15 protein-coding genes and 1 pseudogene are annotated in these 17,339 nt (G+C 58.9%); 4 read left to right on the plus strand and 12 right to left on the minus strand.

What is annotated here, in order from left to right; translation table 11 throughout:
- The first annotated feature begins 73 nt into the window (after positions 1–73).
- Positions 74–628 carry a GNAT family N-acetyltransferase gene (locus KOSB73_RS21180; RefSeq protein WP_004138576.1) on the plus strand — a complete coding sequence of 185 codons (555 nt, stop codon included), beginning with the start codon at positions 74–76 and terminating at the stop codon, positions 626–628.
- Positions 629–766: 138 nt separating this feature from the next.
- Here the strand turns inward: KOSB73_RS21180 and pbpG are convergent, their stop codons facing one another.
- Both pbpG and KOSB73_RS21190 read right to left on the minus strand, forming a co-directional pair.
- Positions 767–1,714, minus strand: coding sequence for a D-alanyl-D-alanine endopeptidase (gene pbpG, locus KOSB73_RS21185; RefSeq protein WP_004138574.1), 948 nt, complete (start codon positions 1,712–1,714; stop codon positions 767–769).
- A gap of 174 nt (positions 1,715–1,888) precedes the next feature.
- Positions 1,889–2,476 carry a Yip1 family protein gene (locus KOSB73_RS21190; protein ID WP_004122818.1) on the minus strand — a complete coding sequence of 196 codons (588 nt, stop codon included), beginning with the start codon at positions 2,474–2,476 and terminating at the stop codon, positions 1,889–1,891.
- A 155-nt stretch (positions 2,477–2,631) separates the two neighbouring features.
- On the opposite strand from KOSB73_RS21190, the gene KOSB73_RS21195 reads away from it, so the two are divergent.
- Entirely contained in the window at positions 2,632–3,201 is a 570-nt protein-coding gene (locus KOSB73_RS21195) for a DedA family protein (RefSeq protein WP_004138572.1), read from the plus strand.
- A 105-nt stretch (positions 3,202–3,306) separates the two neighbouring features.
- Here KOSB73_RS21195 and mdtQ read toward each other — a convergent pair whose 3' ends face one another.
- Positions 3,307–4,746 (minus strand): multidrug resistance outer membrane protein MdtQ, encoded by a 1,440-nt coding sequence (gene mdtQ, locus KOSB73_RS21200; RefSeq protein WP_049088507.1) that lies wholly within the window; start codon positions 4,744–4,746, stop codon positions 3,307–3,309.
- A gap of 119 nt (positions 4,747–4,865) precedes the next feature.
- On the opposite strand from mdtQ, the gene KOSB73_RS21205 reads away from it, so the two are divergent.
- Positions 4,866–5,600, plus strand: a complete 735-nt coding sequence (locus tag KOSB73_RS21205; protein WP_004138568.1) for a class I SAM-dependent methyltransferase — start codon at positions 4,866–4,868, stop codon at positions 5,598–5,600.
- 96 nt (positions 5,601–5,696) lie between these two features.
- Here KOSB73_RS21205 and KOSB73_RS21210 read toward each other — a convergent pair whose 3' ends face one another.
- The 9 genes and pseudogenes from KOSB73_RS21210 to mhbT all read right to left on the minus strand — a co-directional run bounded on the left by KOSB73_RS21210 (position 5,697) and on the right by mhbT (position 16,244).
- Complete coding sequence (locus tag KOSB73_RS21210; protein WP_098140960.1) at positions 5,697–7,091, minus strand: glycoside hydrolase family 1 protein; 1,395 nt, start codon at positions 7,089–7,091, stop codon at positions 5,697–5,699.
- A gap of 17 nt (positions 7,092–7,108) precedes the next feature.
- A pseudogene (bglF, locus tag KOSB73_RS21215) lies at positions 7,109–9,080 on the minus strand (PTS beta-glucoside transporter subunit IIABC).
- A 53-nt stretch (positions 9,081–9,133) separates the two neighbouring features.
- Complete coding sequence (gene bglG, locus KOSB73_RS21220) at positions 9,134–9,967, minus strand: transcriptional antiterminator BglG (protein ID WP_004122830.1); 834 nt, start codon at positions 9,965–9,967, stop codon at positions 9,134–9,136.
- A gap of 152 nt (positions 9,968–10,119) precedes the next feature.
- The gene (gene dusC / locus KOSB73_RS21225; RefSeq protein WP_049088515.1) at positions 10,120–11,058 is read right to left on the minus strand and encodes a tRNA dihydrouridine(16) synthase DusC; all 939 of its coding nucleotides are present in this window, start codon (positions 11,056–11,058) and stop codon (positions 10,120–10,122) included.
- Positions 11,059–11,258: 200 nt separating this feature from the next.
- Positions 11,259–12,452, minus strand: a complete 1,194-nt coding sequence (locus tag KOSB73_RS21230; RefSeq protein WP_024359203.1) for a 3-hydroxybenzoate 6-monooxygenase — start codon at positions 12,450–12,452, stop codon at positions 11,259–11,261.
- Between the two features lie 8 nt (positions 12,453–12,460).
- The gene (maiA, locus tag KOSB73_RS21235) at positions 12,461–13,105 is read right to left on the minus strand and encodes a maleylacetoacetate isomerase (protein WP_004870419.1); all 645 of its coding nucleotides are present in this window, start codon (positions 13,103–13,105) and stop codon (positions 12,461–12,463) included.
- 8 nt (positions 13,106–13,113) lie between these two features.
- Positions 13,114–13,812, minus strand: a complete 699-nt coding sequence (locus KOSB73_RS21240; RefSeq protein ID WP_004870417.1) for a fumarylacetoacetate hydrolase family protein — start codon at positions 13,810–13,812, stop codon at positions 13,114–13,116.
- Positions 13,813–13,836: 24 nt separating this feature from the next.
- Positions 13,837–14,874 carry a gentisate 1,2-dioxygenase gene (gtdA, locus tag KOSB73_RS21245; protein WP_004870415.1) on the minus strand — a complete coding sequence of 346 codons (1,038 nt, stop codon included), beginning with the start codon at positions 14,872–14,874 and terminating at the stop codon, positions 13,837–13,839.
- An 11-nt stretch (positions 14,875–14,885) separates the two neighbouring features.
- A complete protein-coding gene (mhbT, locus tag KOSB73_RS21250; RefSeq protein WP_004870412.1) occupies positions 14,886–16,244 on the minus strand; it encodes a 3-hydroxybenzoate transporter MhbT in 1,359 nt (452 codons plus the stop codon).
- Between the two features lie 126 nt (positions 16,245–16,370).
- Here mhbT and KOSB73_RS21255 point away from each other — a divergent pair, with 126 nt between their 5' ends.
- Complete coding sequence (locus KOSB73_RS21255) at positions 16,371–17,288, plus strand: LysR family transcriptional regulator (RefSeq protein WP_049085467.1); 918 nt, start codon at positions 16,371–16,373, stop codon at positions 17,286–17,288.
- Positions 17,289–17,339: the final 51 nt, after the last annotated feature.

Here is a 17,339-nt window from a genome sequence, read left to right on the forward strand (position 1 = left end):
CGGGGCTTCTGTATTACGCTGCACGCCGGAGAATTCTCCTCTCCGGCAAACCCGTTTAAGGAACCCACCCATCATGTCCGCAGTGGATAAGCTACATGACGCTGACTTAGAGATCCGCGAAGCGCTGCCCGATGACGCCCACGCCATCGCCGCGCTGTACGTCTGGCACGTGCTCAATGGACGCGCCTCGTTTGAAGAGATCCCGCCAACCGTCGATGAGATGCGTAAACGTATCAAAACCGTGCGCGATAGCGGTCTGCCGTGGCTGGTTGCCCTGTGGCGCGGCACCATCGTCGGCTACTGCTACGCCACCTTTTACCGCCCGCGTCCGGCCTATCGCTACACGCTTGAAGAGTCGATTTACGTTGAGGCGGGAATGGGCGGACGCGGTATTGGCAGCGCCCTGCTCTCGCGGCTAATTGAGAAATGCGAACAGGGACCGTGGCGGCAGATGCTGGCGATTATCGGCGACGGGCATAGCAACGCCGGGTCGATTGCGATTCATAAAAAGTTCGGTTTTAGCGTGGCGGGACAGCTGCGCAGCGTCGGCTATAAGATGGGCGACTGGCGGGATACCCTGATTATGCAGCGCCCGCTCGGCGATGGCGACTGGACGCTGCCGGAGTAGCCTCTCGGCGTAGTGGGTAAGCGGTAGCCCGGACAGGCGCGCCGGCGCCGCCTCCGGGAAAATCCCCCGGCTCGCGCTGCGCTTAGCCGGGCTACAGGTATCCAGCGTTCTGCGCGCCGCAATCCGGGGAAATGGGGGTTAATCGTTCTGCGCGGTCTGCGCGCCGCCTTTCAGCATCGCATCGGCCATCTGCGCTTCACGCTGCTTTTTATAGCTGAGCGCGGAAGCCGGAACCGGCATCACTTTTCCCGTTTCAATCCACGTTCTCAGACGGCTGGCGTCGGCAAAGTGGGTATATTTGCCAAACGCATCCATCACCACCAGCGCCACCGGGCGCTGATTAATCACCGTCCGCATAATCAGGCAGTGGCCCGCCGCGTTAGTAAAGCCGGTCTTGGTCAGCTGAATATTCCAGTTGTCGCGGTAGACCAGATGGTTGGTATTGCGGAACGGCAGCGTATAGGCCGGATGGGCGAACGTCGCCATATCCTCTTTGGTGGTGCTCAGTTGGCCAATCAGCGGATACTGTTCGCTGGCGATCAGCAGCTTAGTCAGATCGCGGGCGGTAGAGACGTTATGAATCGACAGGCCGGTAGGCTCGACGTAACGGGTACGGGTCATCCCCAGCGCCTGCGCCTTGGCGTTCATCGCGCGGATAAACGCGTCGTAGCCGCCCGGATAATGGTGCGCCAGGCTGGCGGCGGCGCGGTTTTCCGACGACATCAGCGCCAGCAGCAGCATATTGCGGCGGCTGATTTGGCTGTTCAGGCGCACGCGCGAATAGATCCCTTTCATCTCAGGCGTCTGGCTGATATCAACGGTCAGCATTTCATCAAGAGGCAGATGGGCGTCAAGCACCACCATCGCGGTCATCACCTTCGTGATCGACGCCATCGGGCGAACCAGATCCGGCTGGCTGGCATAGATGATTTTTTTGCTGGCAAGATCGACGATCATCGCGCTGCCGGAAGCGATATCCGGCTGGGAGGCGGTCACCGCCGTGGAAGTTTTAGCCATCGCCTGGGGCGCAAAAGGCACAGCCAGCAGCAACGTCAGGCTGAGCAAAGAAACTCGAAATTTGGTCATCGTGAACATTCTGAAAAGTATTTTTGCACGTTATAAACGTACGCCGCGGCGCTGGGGATAACACCGCTGGCAAAAATCATCATACCCTGTCAGAACGCGAGCTGGCTAATAAGAATCGTGAACAAATGCTGCATTGCCGACATAAAAATCTATTTATGCCGGCAATGAGTTAAATCAGAAGAGTCGGTAGCCGTATCCCCAGAGAATGACGGTGATAGCCAGCAGCACTTCCAGCACCAGCACCCCGATCGCCAGGGTCGAGCTGGCGAAGCTCAGCCCCTCTTCTTTATTGATGCCAAGGAAAGTCGGAATACCGAGATACAGCAGATAGCCGGTATAAAGCAGCGCAACGGTTCCCACCAGCGCGCACAGCCACACCAGCGGATAGAGCGCCACGAGCCCGCTAAGGAAAAGCGGCGTGGCGACATAGCCGGCGAAAACCATACAGCGCTTAAGCGATGGCCGCTGCGGATAGCTTCGTGCCATCCACCAGATAACCCGCCCCATCACCGCCACCCCGGCGAGCATCACGGCATAAAACAGCACCGCCAGGGCCAGCCCGGTCATCAGCGACAGTTTTACCACCGTGCCGTCGCCGAAATTCCAGCCCAGCTGCGTGGTGCCAATAAAGGCGCAGATAACCGGAACCGCCGCCATGACCAGCACATGGTGCGTATAGTGATGCGAAACGGTTTCGTTTTCGCTTTTAATAACGCTCATCTCTTGATTAGGATGAGAGAAGAGCCCCCAGACATGGTTCATAGCGTCCCCCTTGTCACGGCGTGGTACAGCACTGATCCAAGTATAATTCACCTTGTAGATTATTTTGTGTACAGCGATAAAAATGCGCTTCCCCCGCATTTTTAGCATCAGGGTGTATGATTAAGGGACTGACGTTTTATGGAGTTAATCTTTATATGGATATCAATAACCTGATTTCCCAGTACGGCTACGCGGCGCTGGTCATTGGCAGCATGGCGGAAGGCGAAACCATCACGCTGCTCGGCGGCGTGGCGGCACATCAGGGATTATTGAAGTTCTGGCTGGTGGTTATTTCGGTCGCCCTCGGGGGCATGATTGGCGATCAGCTGCTTTATTTGCTCGGCAGGCGCTTTGGCGGACGGATCCTGCGGCGGTTTGCGCGCCAGAAAAAACGGATCCAGAAGGCCCAGCGGATGATCCAACGGCGTCCTTATCTGTTCGTCATCGGTACCCGCTTTATGTACGGCTTTCGGGTTATCGGCCCGCTGTTAATTGGCGCCAGCCGCCTGCCGCCGAAGGTGTTTCTGCCGCTGAATATTGTCGGCGCGATTATCTGGGCGTTAATTTTTACCACGCTCGGCTATCTCGGCGGCGAAGCGATCGGCCCGTGGCTGCATCATCTGGACGCGCATCTGAAACACTGGATCTGGCTGATTCTGGCGGTGGCGCTGGTGGTTGCGGCGCACTGGTGGCTAAAACACCGCGAGGCAAAGAAGAAAGAGTGACGAGAGTTCCCGGATGGCGGCGTAAACGCCATATCCGGGCTACAAACTCCACAGACCACGTAATCTGTAGCCCGGCTAAGCGCAGCGCGAGCCGGGGAAACAGGACTACTTCGCCGCCTGATGATACCCGCCGCCCAGCGCGGAGGTCAGCTGAATGCTGGCATCAAGCCACTGGCCGCGCAGGCGCAGCGCGGTGACGCGCTCCTGCAGCGCCGGCAGCTTCGCCAGGCTGACGCGCGAGCCGGAAATAATCCCGGCATTCATCCGCGCCTGGGCCAGCGCGACCATCCGCTGAGCATCTTTTTCAACCTGCTGCTGCTGCTGATTTTTCGCCATCAGCGTTTCCATCTGGCTGGCGGTTTTCGCCACCTGATTCACCGCATCGACCACCGCTTTGTTGTACTTCGCTATCGACAGGGCATTTTGCGCGCTGGCGATATCCAGATTCGCGTTCAGGCGGCCGCTATCAAAGATCGGCAGGGTCAGCCCGGCGGTGACGCCCATCTGCTGGGCAGAGTGGCGGAACAGATCGCTGAGATGCAGGGCATCCTGCTGCAAGAAGGCCATCAAGTTGATATCCGGATAAAACGCGGCTTTCGCGGCATCCACTTCGCTTAATGAAGCTTCGATATACCAGTGCGCGACCTGCAGGTCCGGGCGTCGCGCCAGCAGCTCATAGCCCAGTTGGTTGGGCATTTGCGCGCTGACGGCGGGTAAATCCGCCGGATGAAGATTCAGCGCCCGGCTCTGGCTGTTGGTCAGCGCCATCAGCCGCGCTTCGATCTCTTTCATATTGCCCGCTACGTCGGCGAGCTGCTGATCGGTTTTACTGACGTTAATATCGTTCTCTGCCCCTTCGGCCGAGTTGGTGATCCCGCGCTGGTACAGCGCAGTATCCACGGTAACGACATTATTCTGTTCGCGCTTCACCTGCGTCAGCACGTTTTTAATGGCCGCTTCGGTCTGCCACTGCCAGTAAAGGCGAGCGACGCTGCCGGCCAGCAGTTCGCGGGTCTGGGCTTCTTCGGCGACCTGGGCTTTGACTTCACCGATGCGCGCTTTCAGCAGCGCGCGGTTTTTACCCCACAGGTCCAGATCCCATCCGGCGGTCAGTCCGAAGGTGCCGTTGGTGTACCACGGCCCGGTGTTGCCGTCGGTATCGGTGGCAAACGGCCCCATCAGCCCCTCGGAGGACATTTTCTGTCGTTCGATATCGGCGGAAAAATCCAGGTTCGGCCCCAGGCTGGATTGCGACATCCGCGCCTGCGCTTCCGCCAGCCTGATGCGTTGTTCGGCAATCTGTATGTCCGGCGCATTGGCTAAGGCACGCTGAATCAGGCTATTGAGCTGCGGGTCATGGTAATCCTGCCACCAGTTGCTCTGCGGCCAGCCGTTTTTTACGGCGGCGGGCAATTCCATTGCGACGTGGGATGCCGGGGTCTGCTGCTGGAGCGGCTTGCCAGTATCGTGCGATGGCGCGCAGCCCGCCAGCGCGATAACCAGTGGCAGGCCAGCCAACGCGCGTTTGCTCAAAGTCAGGTTCATGAAATCGGTCAGGTGATTAAATAAGGTCGGGTATATTAAGCTACTTGCATCATTGCCGTTTAGTAAAGCGTGTGCCGTAACTATTAGCAGGCTAAAAATAAACTTCTCATGGAGTGATAATGAGTCAGAACATCTATGACGATCCCGCTTTTTTTGCCGGATACGCCACCCTCGATCGTTCGGTAAAAGGGCTGGAGGGTGCGCCGGAGTGGCCAACCCTTCAGCAAATGCTTCCACCGTTATCCGGTTTACGCGTCGTCGATCTTGGCTGCGGCTACGGCTGGTTTTGCCGCTGGGCCCGGGATCAGGGCGCCGCGCAGGTGGACGGGCTGGATCTCTCCAGCCGAATGCTGGAGCGCGCCCGCGAAATGACGGAGGGCGAAGGTATTCGCTATCGCTGCGAAGATCTCCAGACGCTTACCCTGCCCGCCGATAGCTGCGAGCTGGTCTATAGCTCGCTGGCGCTGCACTATCTGCCCGACGTCGCGCCCCTGTTCGCCACCGTTTACCGGGCGCTGACGCCTGGCGGCACGCTGCTGTTCTCCGCCGAACATCCCATCTACACCGCCCCGCCTCAGCAGGGCTGGCAGGTGGATGAGAACGGGCAGAAAAGTTGGCCGGTGAGCCACTACCAGCAGGAGGGCGAGCGCATCAGCAACTGGTTTGCCGACGGAGTGAAAAAACAGCACCGCAAGCTGTCCAGCTGGATAAACCTGCTGGTGGCCGCCGGTTTTATCATTGAGCATCTGGATGAGTGGGGACCGACGGCGGAGCAGATTGCCGCTCAGCCGGCGCTGGATGAAGAAAAAGAGCGGCCGATGATTTTTCTGCTGCGCGCGCGTAAGCCGGCGTAATACGCAAAATGGCCCGGAGGTTATCCGGGCCGAGGGTTTTAGCTACTGTCGCGCATTTCTGCCGGGTGGCGGTTAGCCGACGCAACCTCCAGACGATTACTCTTTTAAGCTGCCGCCGTTAGTGGCAATGACCTCTTTATACCACCAGAAGCTCTTCTTGCGGCTGCGCGCCAGGGTGCCGTTGCCTTCATCGTCGCGATCGACATAGATAAAGCCATAGCGTTTGGACATCTCCGCCTTCGACGCGCTCACCAGGTCAATAGGCCCCCAGCTGGTGTAGCCCATCAGCTCAACGCCGTCCTCGATTGCCTCACGAACCTGCACCAGATGGTCGTTAAGATAGCTGATCCGGTAATCGTCGTTGATGCTGCCGTCGGCTTCCACCTTATCCTTGGCGCCCAGGCCGTTTTCCACGATAAACAGCGGCTTCTGATAGCGATCCCACAGCACGTTCAGCAGCGTGCGCAGACCGAGCGGGTCAATCTGCCAGCCCCATTCCGAGCTTGCCAGGTGCGGGTTCGGCACCATGCTGAGAATATTGCCGCGCGCTTTTTTGTTCAGCTCTTCGTCGGCGGTCACGCAGCCGGTCATATAGTAGCTGAAGGAGATAAAGTCGACGGTCTCTTTCAGGGCGGCGCGATCGGCATCGGTGATGTCGAGGTTAATGCCGTTGTCGCGGAAATAGCGCAGCATATAGCCCGGGTAAGCGCCGCGGCACTGGACATCGCCAAAGAACTGCCAGCTACGGTTCTGCTGCAGGGTTTCAAAAATATCGTCCGGTTTGCAGCTGAGCGGATACATCAGGCCGCCGAGCAGCATATTGCCGATTTTGCCCTCAGGCACGATGTCATGGCAGGCCTTAGCCGCCAGCGCGCTCGCCACCAGCTGATGGTGAATAGCCTGGTAGACTTCCGCTTTGCTGCTGTCGGCCGGCAGTCCGACACCGGTCATCGGCGCGTGCAGGGACATATTGATTTCATTGAAGGTCAGCCACAGTTTGACCTTCGCCTGGTAGCGCTCGAACACCGTACGGGCGTAGCGCTCGAAGAAGCCAATCACTTTGCGATTGCCCCAGCCGCTGTAGTTTTTCACCAGCGCCCACGGCATCTCATAGTGGGACAGGGTTACCAGCGGAGTAATATTGTGCTTCGCCATTTCATCAAACAGCTTATCGTAGAAGGCCAGCCCGGCTTCGTTTGGCTGCGCCTCATCGCCGTTGGGGAAAATACGCGCCCAGGCAATCGATACGCGCAGGCAGTTAAAGCCCATCTCGGCAAAGAGGCTGATATCTTCCGGATAACGGTGGTAAAAATCGATGGCGATATCCTTAATGCCGCTATCGCCGGGCACGCGTTCTACCACATCGCCAAATACGCCGCGCGGCTGGACGTCAGAAGTGGTTAATCCCTTCCCGTCTTCCATATAAGCGCCTTCAACCTGGTTTGCCGCGGTCGCGCCGCCCCATAAAAACGCCTGTGGGAATGTCTTCATTCATCTCTCTCCTGTGATTAACGGCTTACGGACAACAGCGGCTGACCGGCATCCACCGCGCTGGCGGAGACCATGTCGAGAGTACGAAAATCGTCGCTGTTGCTGATAATAATGGGCGTCGCCAGATCATAGCCGGCGTCCAGAATCGCCTGGCGGTCAAACTCCAGCAGCAGGTCGCCCGCTTTGATTTTGTCACCCTCTTTTACATGGGCGGTGAACGGCGCGCCATCGAGCTTAACGGTGTCGATGCCAACGTGGATGAGCAGCTCAATGCCGCTGTCGCTCAGCAGACCGATGGCGTGTTTGGTTTGAAAAATGGAGGCGACTTCGCCCGAGAACGGCGCGATAACCTTGCCCACTGAGGGAATAATCGCCACGCCCTGGCCCAACAGGCCGCTGGCGAAGGTACTGTCAGGCACCTGATCCAGCGCCAGCACGCTGCCGGTCATCGGCGCCAGGATGTCGTTTTCCGAGGCCGGCGCCACGACAACCGCAGCCTGCTCAGCGCTGCTGCGCGGCAGCCCGGCGACGAGGGTAAGCACGCAGGCGATGATTAACGAGGCAAACATCCCCGCCGCGCCGCCCCATACCGTAGCGTCAATGCCCTCCGGCGGGATCATTTGCGCCAGGGTGAAAATGTTACCGAAACCAAAAGAGTAGACGTGGCTGTCGCTAAAACCAACCATCGCGCCGCCGATGGCGCCAGCAACGCAGCCGAAGATAAAGGGACGGCGTAAAGGCAGGTTCAGACCATAAATCGCCGGCTCGGTCACGCCAAAGATCCCGGCGGAAACCGCAGAACCCGCCAGCACTTTTTGCCGCGCATCGCGAGTGCGCAGGAAAATCCCCAGCGCGGCGCCCACCTGGCCCATCACCGCAGGCAGCAGCATCGGCATCATCGAATCATGGCCCAGCACGGCGAGGTTGTTAATCATTAACGGTATCAGGCCCCAGTGCAGCCCGAAGATAACGCATACCTGCCACAGCGCTCCCATCGCCGCTCCGGCAAGCCAGGGCGCAACCTGATAGATAAGCTGATAACCATTGGCCAGCAGCTGGCTCAGCCAGGTGGCTACGGGGCCGATAATCAGAAACGTGAGCGGTACGACGACGGCCAGGCAAATCGCCGGCGTGAAGAAGTTCTTCATCGAGGAAGGCAGTATCGCGTTGCTGCGTTTTTCAATCCAGCAGCTGACCCACGAGGCGAGGATAATCGGAATGACCGAGGAGCTGTAATTGATAAAGGTCACCGGAATACCGAGGAAATACTCCGTCGCGGCGCCGGGAGCCATGCTGGCGTCAAACGCTTGAATCATCAGCGGATGAGTTAACGCGCCGCCGATCACCATGGTAATAAAGGGGTTGCCGCCAAATTTCTTGCCTGCGGTATAGCCGAGAAACAGCGGGAAAAAGAAGAACAGCGCATCGCTGGCGGCAAACCAGATTTTATAGGTCGCCTGCTGCGTCGTTAACCAGCCGCAAACCACCGCCAGCGCCAGCAAGCCTTTGAGGATCCCCGAGGCCGCCAGGACGCCGATAAACGGGGTGAAAATACCGGAAACAATGTCGATAAGCTGGCCGATAAGCGACACTTTTTCGCCTTTTACCGCCACCGGCTCACTGTCATCCGTCAGGCCGGCTTCGCTGCGCACCGCCAGCCAGACATCGTGCACGTGATTACCGATAACCACCTGAAACTGGCCGCCGCTTTCGACGACCATAATGACGCCAGGGTTCGCCTTCAGTCCTTCGGCATCCGCCTTCTTGCTATCTTTGAGCTTAAAACGCAGCCGTGTAGCGCAGTGAACCAGACTCACAATATTCTCTCTGCCGCCTACCCGAGTGAGAATATCCTGCGCGAGTGCTTTATATTCCATGCTGTTTTTCCTTACTTCCGCTGCCCGCAGGCATCGTTAACTGAGTATTAAAAATAAAAAAACCCGAGAACAACGCCGTGTAGGCGTTGCGCTCAGGTTTTGCCTGCGTAATGCAGTAACAATCCAGTTGTAGCGCGGGAGCTATGCGCCAGGCCCGATCGGCGCTTAGCGTCCCTCTTTTCTCACCCGCTCAATATGAATGGCGAGAAACATAATCTCTTCCGTCGTCAGCGGCCGCTGGTAGCTCTTTTGCAGGTGCCGGGCGACGGTTTCCGCACACTTCCACGCTTTAGGGTAGTTATCCTTTACCGCGCTGTGCAGCGTCACATCATCATCTTCGACCACCGTTCGCGTCAGCATGCGCTGGGCGAAAAACTTGAGGTGGGTGACAAAGCGCTGGTAGCTCAGCGACTCTTCGTCGTAGTTCAGCGTCAGCTGATACTTCACCAGCTGCAGGATCTCCTGCATGACCCGGGTCACGTGCATCACTTCCGGCATTTCGCTGTTGAGCTGCGCCGTGACCAGATGCAGGGCGATAAAACCCGCTTCATCTTCGGCCAGTTCAACCCCGAGCCTTTTGCTGACGATCGCCCGCGCCTCCTGCCCTAACTCAAACTCCTTCGGATACAGCCGCTTTATTTCCCACAGCAGCACATTCCGAATGGCGATGCCCTTCTTCTGCCGCTCAATCGCAAAGTGGCAGTGGTCGGTCAGGGTAATGTACAAACTATCCTGTAACTTACCGAGACGACCGCGCGCCAGATCGATGATCCGATCGCAGGTGGTCATCACTTCTAACGGTATCTGACTGAGTAATTCACCTAAACGGCCAACCAGTTCATCGCTCTGCAGCGCGAAGACCTTTTCAATTTTACTTTCATCAAGAGAGTCACCAACGCGTTTTTGAAAGGCAAGTCCTCGGCCCATGACTACCTGTTCACGCTGCTGCTCATCAACAACCACCACTACATTATTATTAAGTACTTTGGCGATTTGCATATGAACCCCAAAAACAAAAAAACCTGACCCCGACGGATGCCAGGAAATCAGGTTTTGCCTGCCGGAGCAGTAACAATCGGTAGTGAGTATTTCACTGTCCGCCGGGTAATCTCAATGGGACAAGCTAAAAAATGTGATGCCGGTCAGATAGTTTAGCTACGCCAGTCGTTAATCGTGCGCGCAATGCTGGTTGAATCCTGTAGGGTGCGCACCGCGCTGAACAGCTCAGCAGCCTCAAGGTATTCTTTACGCAAATAGCTCAGCCACTGTTTGATACGCGCGACGTGATAAAGACCGGTGTCGCCCTGCTTTTCCAGGCGGGTATATTTTTGCAGCAGTTCGACCACCTGCGGCCAGGGCATACGTGGTTCGTTATATTTTATCACCCGGCTCAGGTTTGGAACGTTCAGGGCGCCGCGGCCAATCATCACCGAGTCGCAGCCGGTCGCGGCCAGGCAATCCTGGGCGCTTTGCCAGTCCCAGATTTCACCGTTGGCCACCACCGGAATAGTCAGGCGCTGGCGGATTTCGCCGATGGCCTGCCAGTCGATGCGCTCCGCTTTATAGCCATCCTCTTTGGTGCGGCCGTGCACCACCAGCTCGCTGGCGCCCGCCTGCTGGACCGCATCGGCAATTTCAAATCGCCGCTCGCCGCTGTCCCAGCCAAGCCGTACTTTTACCGTGACCGGCAGATGGCTGGGAACCGCCTCGCGCATCGCTTTCGCGCCGCGATAGATAAGCTCAGGGTCTTTAAGCAGCGTCGCCCCGCCGCCGCTGCCGTTCACCAGCTTTGACGGGCAGCCGCAGTTGAGGTCAACGCCCCAGGAACCGAGCTCGACCGCGCGAGCGGCGTTTTCCGCCAGCCACTGCGGATACTGCCCGAGCAGCTGCACGCGCACGCGGGTGCCGGACGGCGTCAGGCTGTTGTTATGCAGTTCCGGACACAGCCTGTAGAACGATTTTACCGGCAGGAGCTGATCCACCACGCGCAAGAATTCGGTGATGCAGAGATCGTAATCATTCACTTCGGTCAGCAGCTCGCGCACCAGCGAATCGAGCACGCCTTCCATCGGCGCCAGTAATACACGCATATTGTTTATCATTGCCCGGAAAAAAGAGGCGCTATGTTAGCGCCTCTGGATGCGGGTTGAAAGGGGCCAATATCGGTTTTCCCGGCGGCGGCGCTGCTTCCCGGCTGGCGCTGCGTTTAGCCAGGCTACGCGACCACCGCTATCTGCGGGCCGGTAGCCCGGGTAAGGCGCCAGCCGCGCCCCGGGAAGTGCGCAGCCGCTTAACGCGCTTCCAGGCAGTTATCCTCTTTCCAGCCGTACAGCCACTCGATGCCGCGATAAAACTCGCTCTGGGTTTTGCCTTTCCACAGCAGATTGCGCACCTGACGCTCAACGCCGGCGGCGTGATAGACCCGCCCCATTTCCCGCGTCGACCAGACGATGCGCGCGGTACGCGGAATACGTACCGATTCATACAGCGCGAAAGCGCGGGCGGCGTCGCCGTCGCATTGCGCCAGCGCTTTACCCAGCGTCACCGCATCTTCCAGCGCCATACAGGCGCCCTGGGCCATATACTGCGCCACCGGATGCGCGGCATCGCCAACCAGCGTGATGCGGTCGTTGCCCCACTTCTCTACCGGCTCGCGGTCGGCGGTGGACCAGCGACGCCAGGAGGTCGGTTTGTCCAGCATCTGCCGGGGACGCGGGTGGATGCCTTTAAAGTAGGAGAGCACCTCTTCTTTACTGCCGTCGCGCACGCCCCACTCTTCCTGCTGCCGACTATGGAAGGTTACCACCAGGTTGTACTGCTTGCCGCCGCGCAGCGGATAATGCACCAGGTGGCAGTGCGGACCGGCCCACAGCACCGGCGCGTTGATGCGTAAATCGTCCGGCATATCGGCGGCGTCAACCACCGCGCGATAAACGACATGGCCGGTTACCCGCGGCGAATCGCCCAGCAGGCTTTGGCGCACCACCGACTTACCGCCGTCGCAGCCGATCAGAATATCCGCCGTCCAGCTGTTGCCTTTATCATCAAACACCGTCACGTCATCGGCGGTCTGGCGGATATCCACTACCTGCGTCGATGTACGATACTCAACGGCCGGATGGGTCAGCGCCGCCTCCCAGACGGTGGCGTGGATATCCACCCGATGGATCACCGCATAGGGTCCGCCAAAATGGTCGCGGAAGGCCTGTCCGGTCTCAATATGCACCACCTCTTCGCCGTTGACCGCATCCATCATAGTGATATGGTCGGTAAACACCGCGCGCTGGCGGGCGACTTCGCCGACGCCGAGGCTGTCGAGCGCCGAGAATGCGTTTGGACCCAACTGGATCCCGGCGCCGATTTCGCCGATTTCATGCGCCTTTTCCAGCAGCATCACTTTGATGCCCTGGCGCGCCAGAGAGAGCGCCGTGGCCGCTCCGCCAATACCGCCGCCGACAATAATTGCTCGCATCACTTTTGCCATGTTGCCTCCTAAGCCGGGATCTTATCTTGTTGGTTTTCCGGCGCGGCGGCGATAAATGCCGGCAGCCGGGTACAGGCGTCATAAACCGCCTGGCAGCGCGGATAGTGACTGAGATCGCAGCCCATCCTCAGGGCGTTGGCCCACTGCGGCACCAGGCAGCAGTCCGCCAGGGTAGGCGCATCGCCCACGCAAAAATCGCCGGATTTCGCGTGGCGCAATAGCTGCTCGACGGCGCTGAATCCCTGCTGGATCCAGTGCGCATACCAGCGTTTTTTCTCCTCTTCGCTTACCTTTAGCTCGTCGCCAAGGTAGCGTAAAACGCGCATGTTATTAATGGGGTGAATATCGCAGGCGATGGCGTAAACGATCTCCAGTACCCGCATCCGCGCGCTGTCCGCCTGGGGCAGCAGCAGCGGCTGCGGATAGTGCCGGTCCAGCCAGTCGGCAATCGCCAGCGACTGGCCGAGGGATTCGCCTTTGTCGGTAATGAGCGTCGGCACCAGACCGACCGGGTTCAGCCGCCGGTACTCCAGCGCGTTCTGCTGGCCGATGCGGATGTTAACGCCGACGCTCTGGTAGTCGATGCCTTTCAGCGCCAGCGCAATCCGCACGCGGTAGGACGCTGAGCTATTAAAAAAACTGTACAGCTTCATCATTCACCTCACACCACGCGCACGGCGATTGGCGTCAGTCCATCGACGTTGCCGGTGATGACATCGCCTTTCACCACCGCGCCGACGCCTTCCGGCGTGCCGGTGAAAATCAGATCGCCGGGCTGCAGCTCAAAGAAACCGGAAAGATAGCTGATGGTTTCGTTAACCGACCAGATCAGGTGGCGAATATCGCTGCGCTGATGATCTTCCCCGTTTACCTGCAGCCAGATTCCGGCCTGGCTCACGTCCGCCGTATCCGCTTTATGCAGCGGCGCAATCGGCGCGGAAAGGTCAAAAGCTTTACCAATCTCCCACGGACGGCCCATCTGGCGCATCTCCATCTGGCGATCGCGGCGGGTCATATCCAGCCCCGTGGCATAGCCCCAGATATACTCATGGGCCTGCTCCAGCGGGATATCGCTTCCCCGCTTGCCAATCGCCACCACCAGCTCAATTTCGTAGTGATAGTTATCGGTTTGCGTCGGATACGGCAGGTTCAGCGTTTCTCCCGCGGCGACGGGCACCACCGCATCGGCAGGCTTGCAGAAGAAGAACGGCGGTTCGCGATCCGGGTCAAAGCCCATTTCACGCGCGTGAGCGGCGTAGTTGCGGCCCACGCAGTAAACGCGGCGCACCGGGAACTGCTCATCGCTGCCGACAACCGGAACGCTAATCGGGGCCTGGGGTGCAAAAACGTATTGAGTCATGATTCGATTCCTTATTCTTAATTTTTAATAACGCGCTTCGCGGAACAGGCCGAGCGCTTCCTGCACGGGACGGTCCGAAAAGCTGAATAACACGCTATCTTCGGCGGAGATAAAAGAGACGGCGTGCCAGGTCGGCACCACGAAGATATCTTTTGCCTGAAAAGCGAAGGTCTGTTCGCCAATGGTGACCTGGCCGCTGCCTTCCACCACGTGATAGACGGTACTGTCGGTGGTTTTCGCCGCTCGCGAGGTAAACCCTTTCGGTAACAGCTGCAGGAAGGCGCCCATCGACGGCATCGGGTAGCCGCCGGTGACCGGGTTGACGTAGCGCATCTTATAGCCATCCCACTCGTCGGCATCGCCCATCCGCGTCAGATCGTGCAGCGCTTCGCGGCTGCGGTCGTAGCGATAGTTAAAGATGGGCGAAGAGTTACCGGACTGATGGCGCAGCGGCAGCATGTTGGCGGCGTAGCGCGGCAGATAATCCCCCTCTTTGCGGGTCACCGGCTGCTGATCTTGCGGATAGTCCTCCGCGAAGCCGCAGCCCAGATAGTTCACCAGCGGCAGATCGAGGCCGTCGAGCCAGATAACCGGTTCGTTGCCGGGGTTGCCGTGATCGTGCCAGCGCCACTGCGGCGTCAGAATAAAGTCGCCGGCGCGCATGGCGGTACGTTCGCCGTCAACGGCGGTAAACGCCCCTTCGCCTTCCACGACAAAGCGCAGCGCCGACTGGTTGTGCCGATGGCTCGGCGCCACTTCGCCGGGCATAATCAGCTGCAAACCCGCGTACAGCGAGGAGGTAATCGACGACTGCCCGCGCAGCGCCGGGTTTTCCAGCACCAGCACGCGGCGTATCGCCTCTTTCGCGCCAATCAGCTTGCCGCTTTCCAGCAGCAGCGGGCGAATCTCCTGATAATTCCAGTAAGCCGGCGCGCAGGTGGCGTTCGGCGTTTTCGGCACCAGATGGTGCAGCGATTCCCAAAGCGGCGTCAGGTTTTGCCCGGAAATATGCTGGTAAAACTGCTGACGGCCGTTATTTGCTTCCGTGGTGGACTGGGACATAAGCGTTCTCCTTATTTATTCACAATGCCTGCGGAAGGCAGCGCGGCGGGTACAGAAGTCGGGTTGCGGACGGCAAGCGTCAGCAGGATAAGCATCACGGCGCTCACAACGGCCGGGACGGCGATAACAAAAAACAGGGTATCGAATGAGAAATTCATCGCCATCATCACACCGCCGGAAAGGGAGCCAACGATGGCCCCGCAGCGGCCAACCGCGTTTGACCAGCTCACGCCGGTCGCGCGGCTTTGCGTGGGATACAGCGTTGCGGTTAGCGCATTCAGCCCCACCTGCGAGCCGCTGATGCCGATGCCGGTGCCGAAAATCGCCAGCGCCATCAGCCACAGGCCGTTCTCGCTCAGGCCAATCATGACGATACACACCGCCCCGAGGCCGTAGCTCAGCGCCAGCACCCGATAGGGATTGAAGCGATCCATCAGCACGCCGAGCAGCAGCGCGCCAAAGGTGCCGCCAATCTGGAAGGCGGCGGTGACCCACGAAGCGTGCTGTAAATCAATGCCCCGATGGTTTAGCAACGTCGGCATCCAGCTGGAGAGCAGATAGATAATCAGCAGGCTCATAAAGAACACCACCCATAGCATTAAGGTGATGGCCAACTGACGCCCGGCGAACAGCTGGCTGATACTGCCCTTCGCCCCTGCGGCAGGTTCATCAAGCCAGAAATGCGTGTCGTTATAGCGCTCGCCGGTAATGGCGCCGACGGTTCTGGCGATCGTCGCCTGCGGCAGCTGGCGACGGATCTGCCAGCGCGGAGACTCGGGAAGCAGAGGCACCAGCGCCACCGCCAGTATCAACGGTAAAACGCCGCCGAGCACCAGAATGCCGTGCCAGCCGATCAGCGGCACCAGCTGTGCGCTGACCACGCCGCCGAAGGCGGAACCGAGGGTGAACCCGCAAAACATCAGGGTTACCAGCGCCCCGCGCCGCCGGGCAGGCAAATATTCCGAGGTCATGGTGATGGTATTAGGCATTGCGCCGCCGAGGCCGAGGCCGGTCAGAAAACGCAGGAACACCAGCATTTGCAGATCGGGGGCAAACGCGGAAAGCAGGCTGAACAGGCCGAACAGGGCGACGCAAAACTCAATCACCCGTTTGCGGCCAAAGCGGTCGGAGAGCGGCCCGCAGAGCAGCGCCCCGGCGGTCAGGCCCAGCAATCCCGCGCCAAATAACGGCGCGAGGTCGCCGGCGGTGAGCTGCCAGTGGCTGCGGATATCCGGCGCGATAAAACCAATCGCGGCGGTATCAAAGCCATCGAGCATCACCACCAGGAAACAGCAGATAATCACGCGCCACTGTCGGGCGCCGACCGGCGCGGCGTTGAGCAGCTTCTGTAATTCAAGTCGTTGAGTCATCGTTATGCCTCAGTGCAGGTAGGGGTAGGTGTTGTATTTATTTCTTTTATGTTGCGAGTTTGTAACTCAGGCAATGAAATGTACAATGGTATTTCGGGCATAGACATAACCTGGAGGTTATCGCTAATGGCGGACTGGACGCAGAAACTGAAGCTGCACCATTTACAGATGCTGGTGGCGCTGGGGGAGCAAGGCAATCTCACGCAGGTGGCGAAAATGATGAACATTACTCAGCCCGCGCTCTCCAAATGGCTCAGCCAGTTTGAAGACGAAGTCGGCATGGTTTTGTTCGAACGCCATAGCAAAGGCCTGCGCCCGACCGAAGGCGGGAAGCTGCTGCTTCAGCACGCCCAGCGGCTGATTAACGATATGTCGCGTTCGCAGTATGAGATCGAGCGTTTTAAGCAGGGCGGACAGGTGGGCAGCCTGATGATTGGCTGTTCGCCGGTGGCGACCGACTGCGTCTCGCAGGCGATCCTCGAACTGCTCAAAGAGATGCCGACCCTGCACCTGAATATCGAAGAGAAGGTCATGACGCCGCTGCTTAACGATCTGCTCGCCGGCGTGGTGGATGTGGTTGTCGGACGCGTCGGCGGACGGGCGCTGGAGCTGCCTCTGAGCTACCGGGTGCTCTACACCGAACCGGTCTGCTTTGTCGCCCGTCCCGATCACCCGCTGGCCCAAAAATCGCGGTTAAGCTGGGCCGATCTCTCCCCCTGGCGCTGGATCGTCTGGCCCACCGGCACGCCAATTCGCCTGAGCATCGACAACGCGCTGGTGGATAACGGCGTGATGCTGCCGGAAAACACCATTGAGTCCGCCTCGATGAACGTCACCAGCAACCTGCTGCAGAGCAGCGATATGGTCTCAATTCTCTCCTTGCGTCTGGCGCAGCGCTACGCCGCCCAGCACCAGCTGGCGATTCTTAATTTGCCGCGCATTGAACAAAAAGGTAGCGTTGGGGTGTTCTGGCGAAAAAGTGAAACGCCGTCGCTGGCGCTGAGCCGGTTTCTGCACTGCCTGTCGCTGCAATCTACGCTCTGATAGCCGTCCGTTTTGCTGTTCCCCCTCTCTATTGCAGGTATGCGTAGAATT

The sequence above is a fragment of the Klebsiella grimontii genome, assembly GCF_900200035.1.
Taxonomy (GTDB): Bacteria; Pseudomonadota; Gammaproteobacteria; order Enterobacterales; family Enterobacteriaceae; genus Klebsiella; species Klebsiella grimontii.

Excerpts from the sequence above, each read along its gene's own strand:
- KOSB73_RS21230 (WP_024359203.1), bottom strand. The coding sequence starts at position 12,452 with ATGGCAAAAGTGATGCGAGCAATTATTGTCGGCGGCGGTATTGGCGGA.
- KOSB73_RS21190 (WP_004122818.1), bottom strand. The coding sequence starts at position 2,476 with ATGAACCATGTCTGGGGGCTCTTCTCTCATCCTAATCAAGAGATGAGC.
- mdtQ (WP_049088507.1), bottom strand. The coding sequence starts at position 4,746 with ATGAACCTGACTTTGAGCAAACGCGCGTTGGCTGGCCTGCCACTGGTT.
- KOSB73_RS21180 (WP_004138576.1), top strand. The coding sequence starts at position 74 with ATGTCCGCAGTGGATAAGCTACATGACGCTGACTTAGAGATCCGCGAA.
- pbpG (WP_004138574.1), bottom strand. The coding sequence starts at position 1,714 with ATGACCAAATTTCGAGTTTCTTTGCTCAGCCTGACGTTGCTGCTGGCT.
- KOSB73_RS21195 (WP_004138572.1), top strand. The coding sequence starts at position 2,632 with ATGGATATCAATAACCTGATTTCCCAGTACGGCTACGCGGCGCTGGTC.
- KOSB73_RS21210 (WP_098140960.1), bottom strand. The coding sequence starts at position 7,091 with ATGAAGACATTCCCACAGGCGTTTTTATGGGGCGGCGCGACCGCGGCA.
- gtdA (WP_004870415.1), bottom strand. The coding sequence starts at position 14,874 with ATGTCCCAGTCCACCACGGAAGCAAATAACGGCCGTCAGCAGTTTTAC.
- dusC (WP_049088515.1), bottom strand. The coding sequence starts at position 11,058 with ATGCGTGTATTACTGGCGCCGATGGAAGGCGTGCTCGATTCGCTGGTG.
- bglG (WP_004122830.1), bottom strand. The coding sequence starts at position 9,967 with ATGCAAATCGCCAAAGTACTTAATAATAATGTAGTGGTGGTTGTTGAT.
- mhbT (WP_004870412.1), bottom strand. The coding sequence starts at position 16,244 with ATGACTCAACGACTTGAATTACAGAAGCTGCTCAACGCCGCGCCGGTC.
- KOSB73_RS21255 (WP_049085467.1), top strand. The coding sequence starts at position 16,371 with ATGGCGGACTGGACGCAGAAACTGAAGCTGCACCATTTACAGATGCTG.
- KOSB73_RS21205 (WP_004138568.1), top strand. The coding sequence starts at position 4,866 with ATGAGTCAGAACATCTATGACGATCCCGCTTTTTTTGCCGGATACGCC.
- KOSB73_RS21240 (WP_004870417.1), bottom strand. The coding sequence starts at position 13,812 with ATGACTCAATACGTTTTTGCACCCCAGGCCCCGATTAGCGTTCCGGTT.
- maiA (WP_004870419.1), bottom strand. The coding sequence starts at position 13,105 with ATGAAGCTGTACAGTTTTTTTAATAGCTCAGCGTCCTACCGCGTGCGG.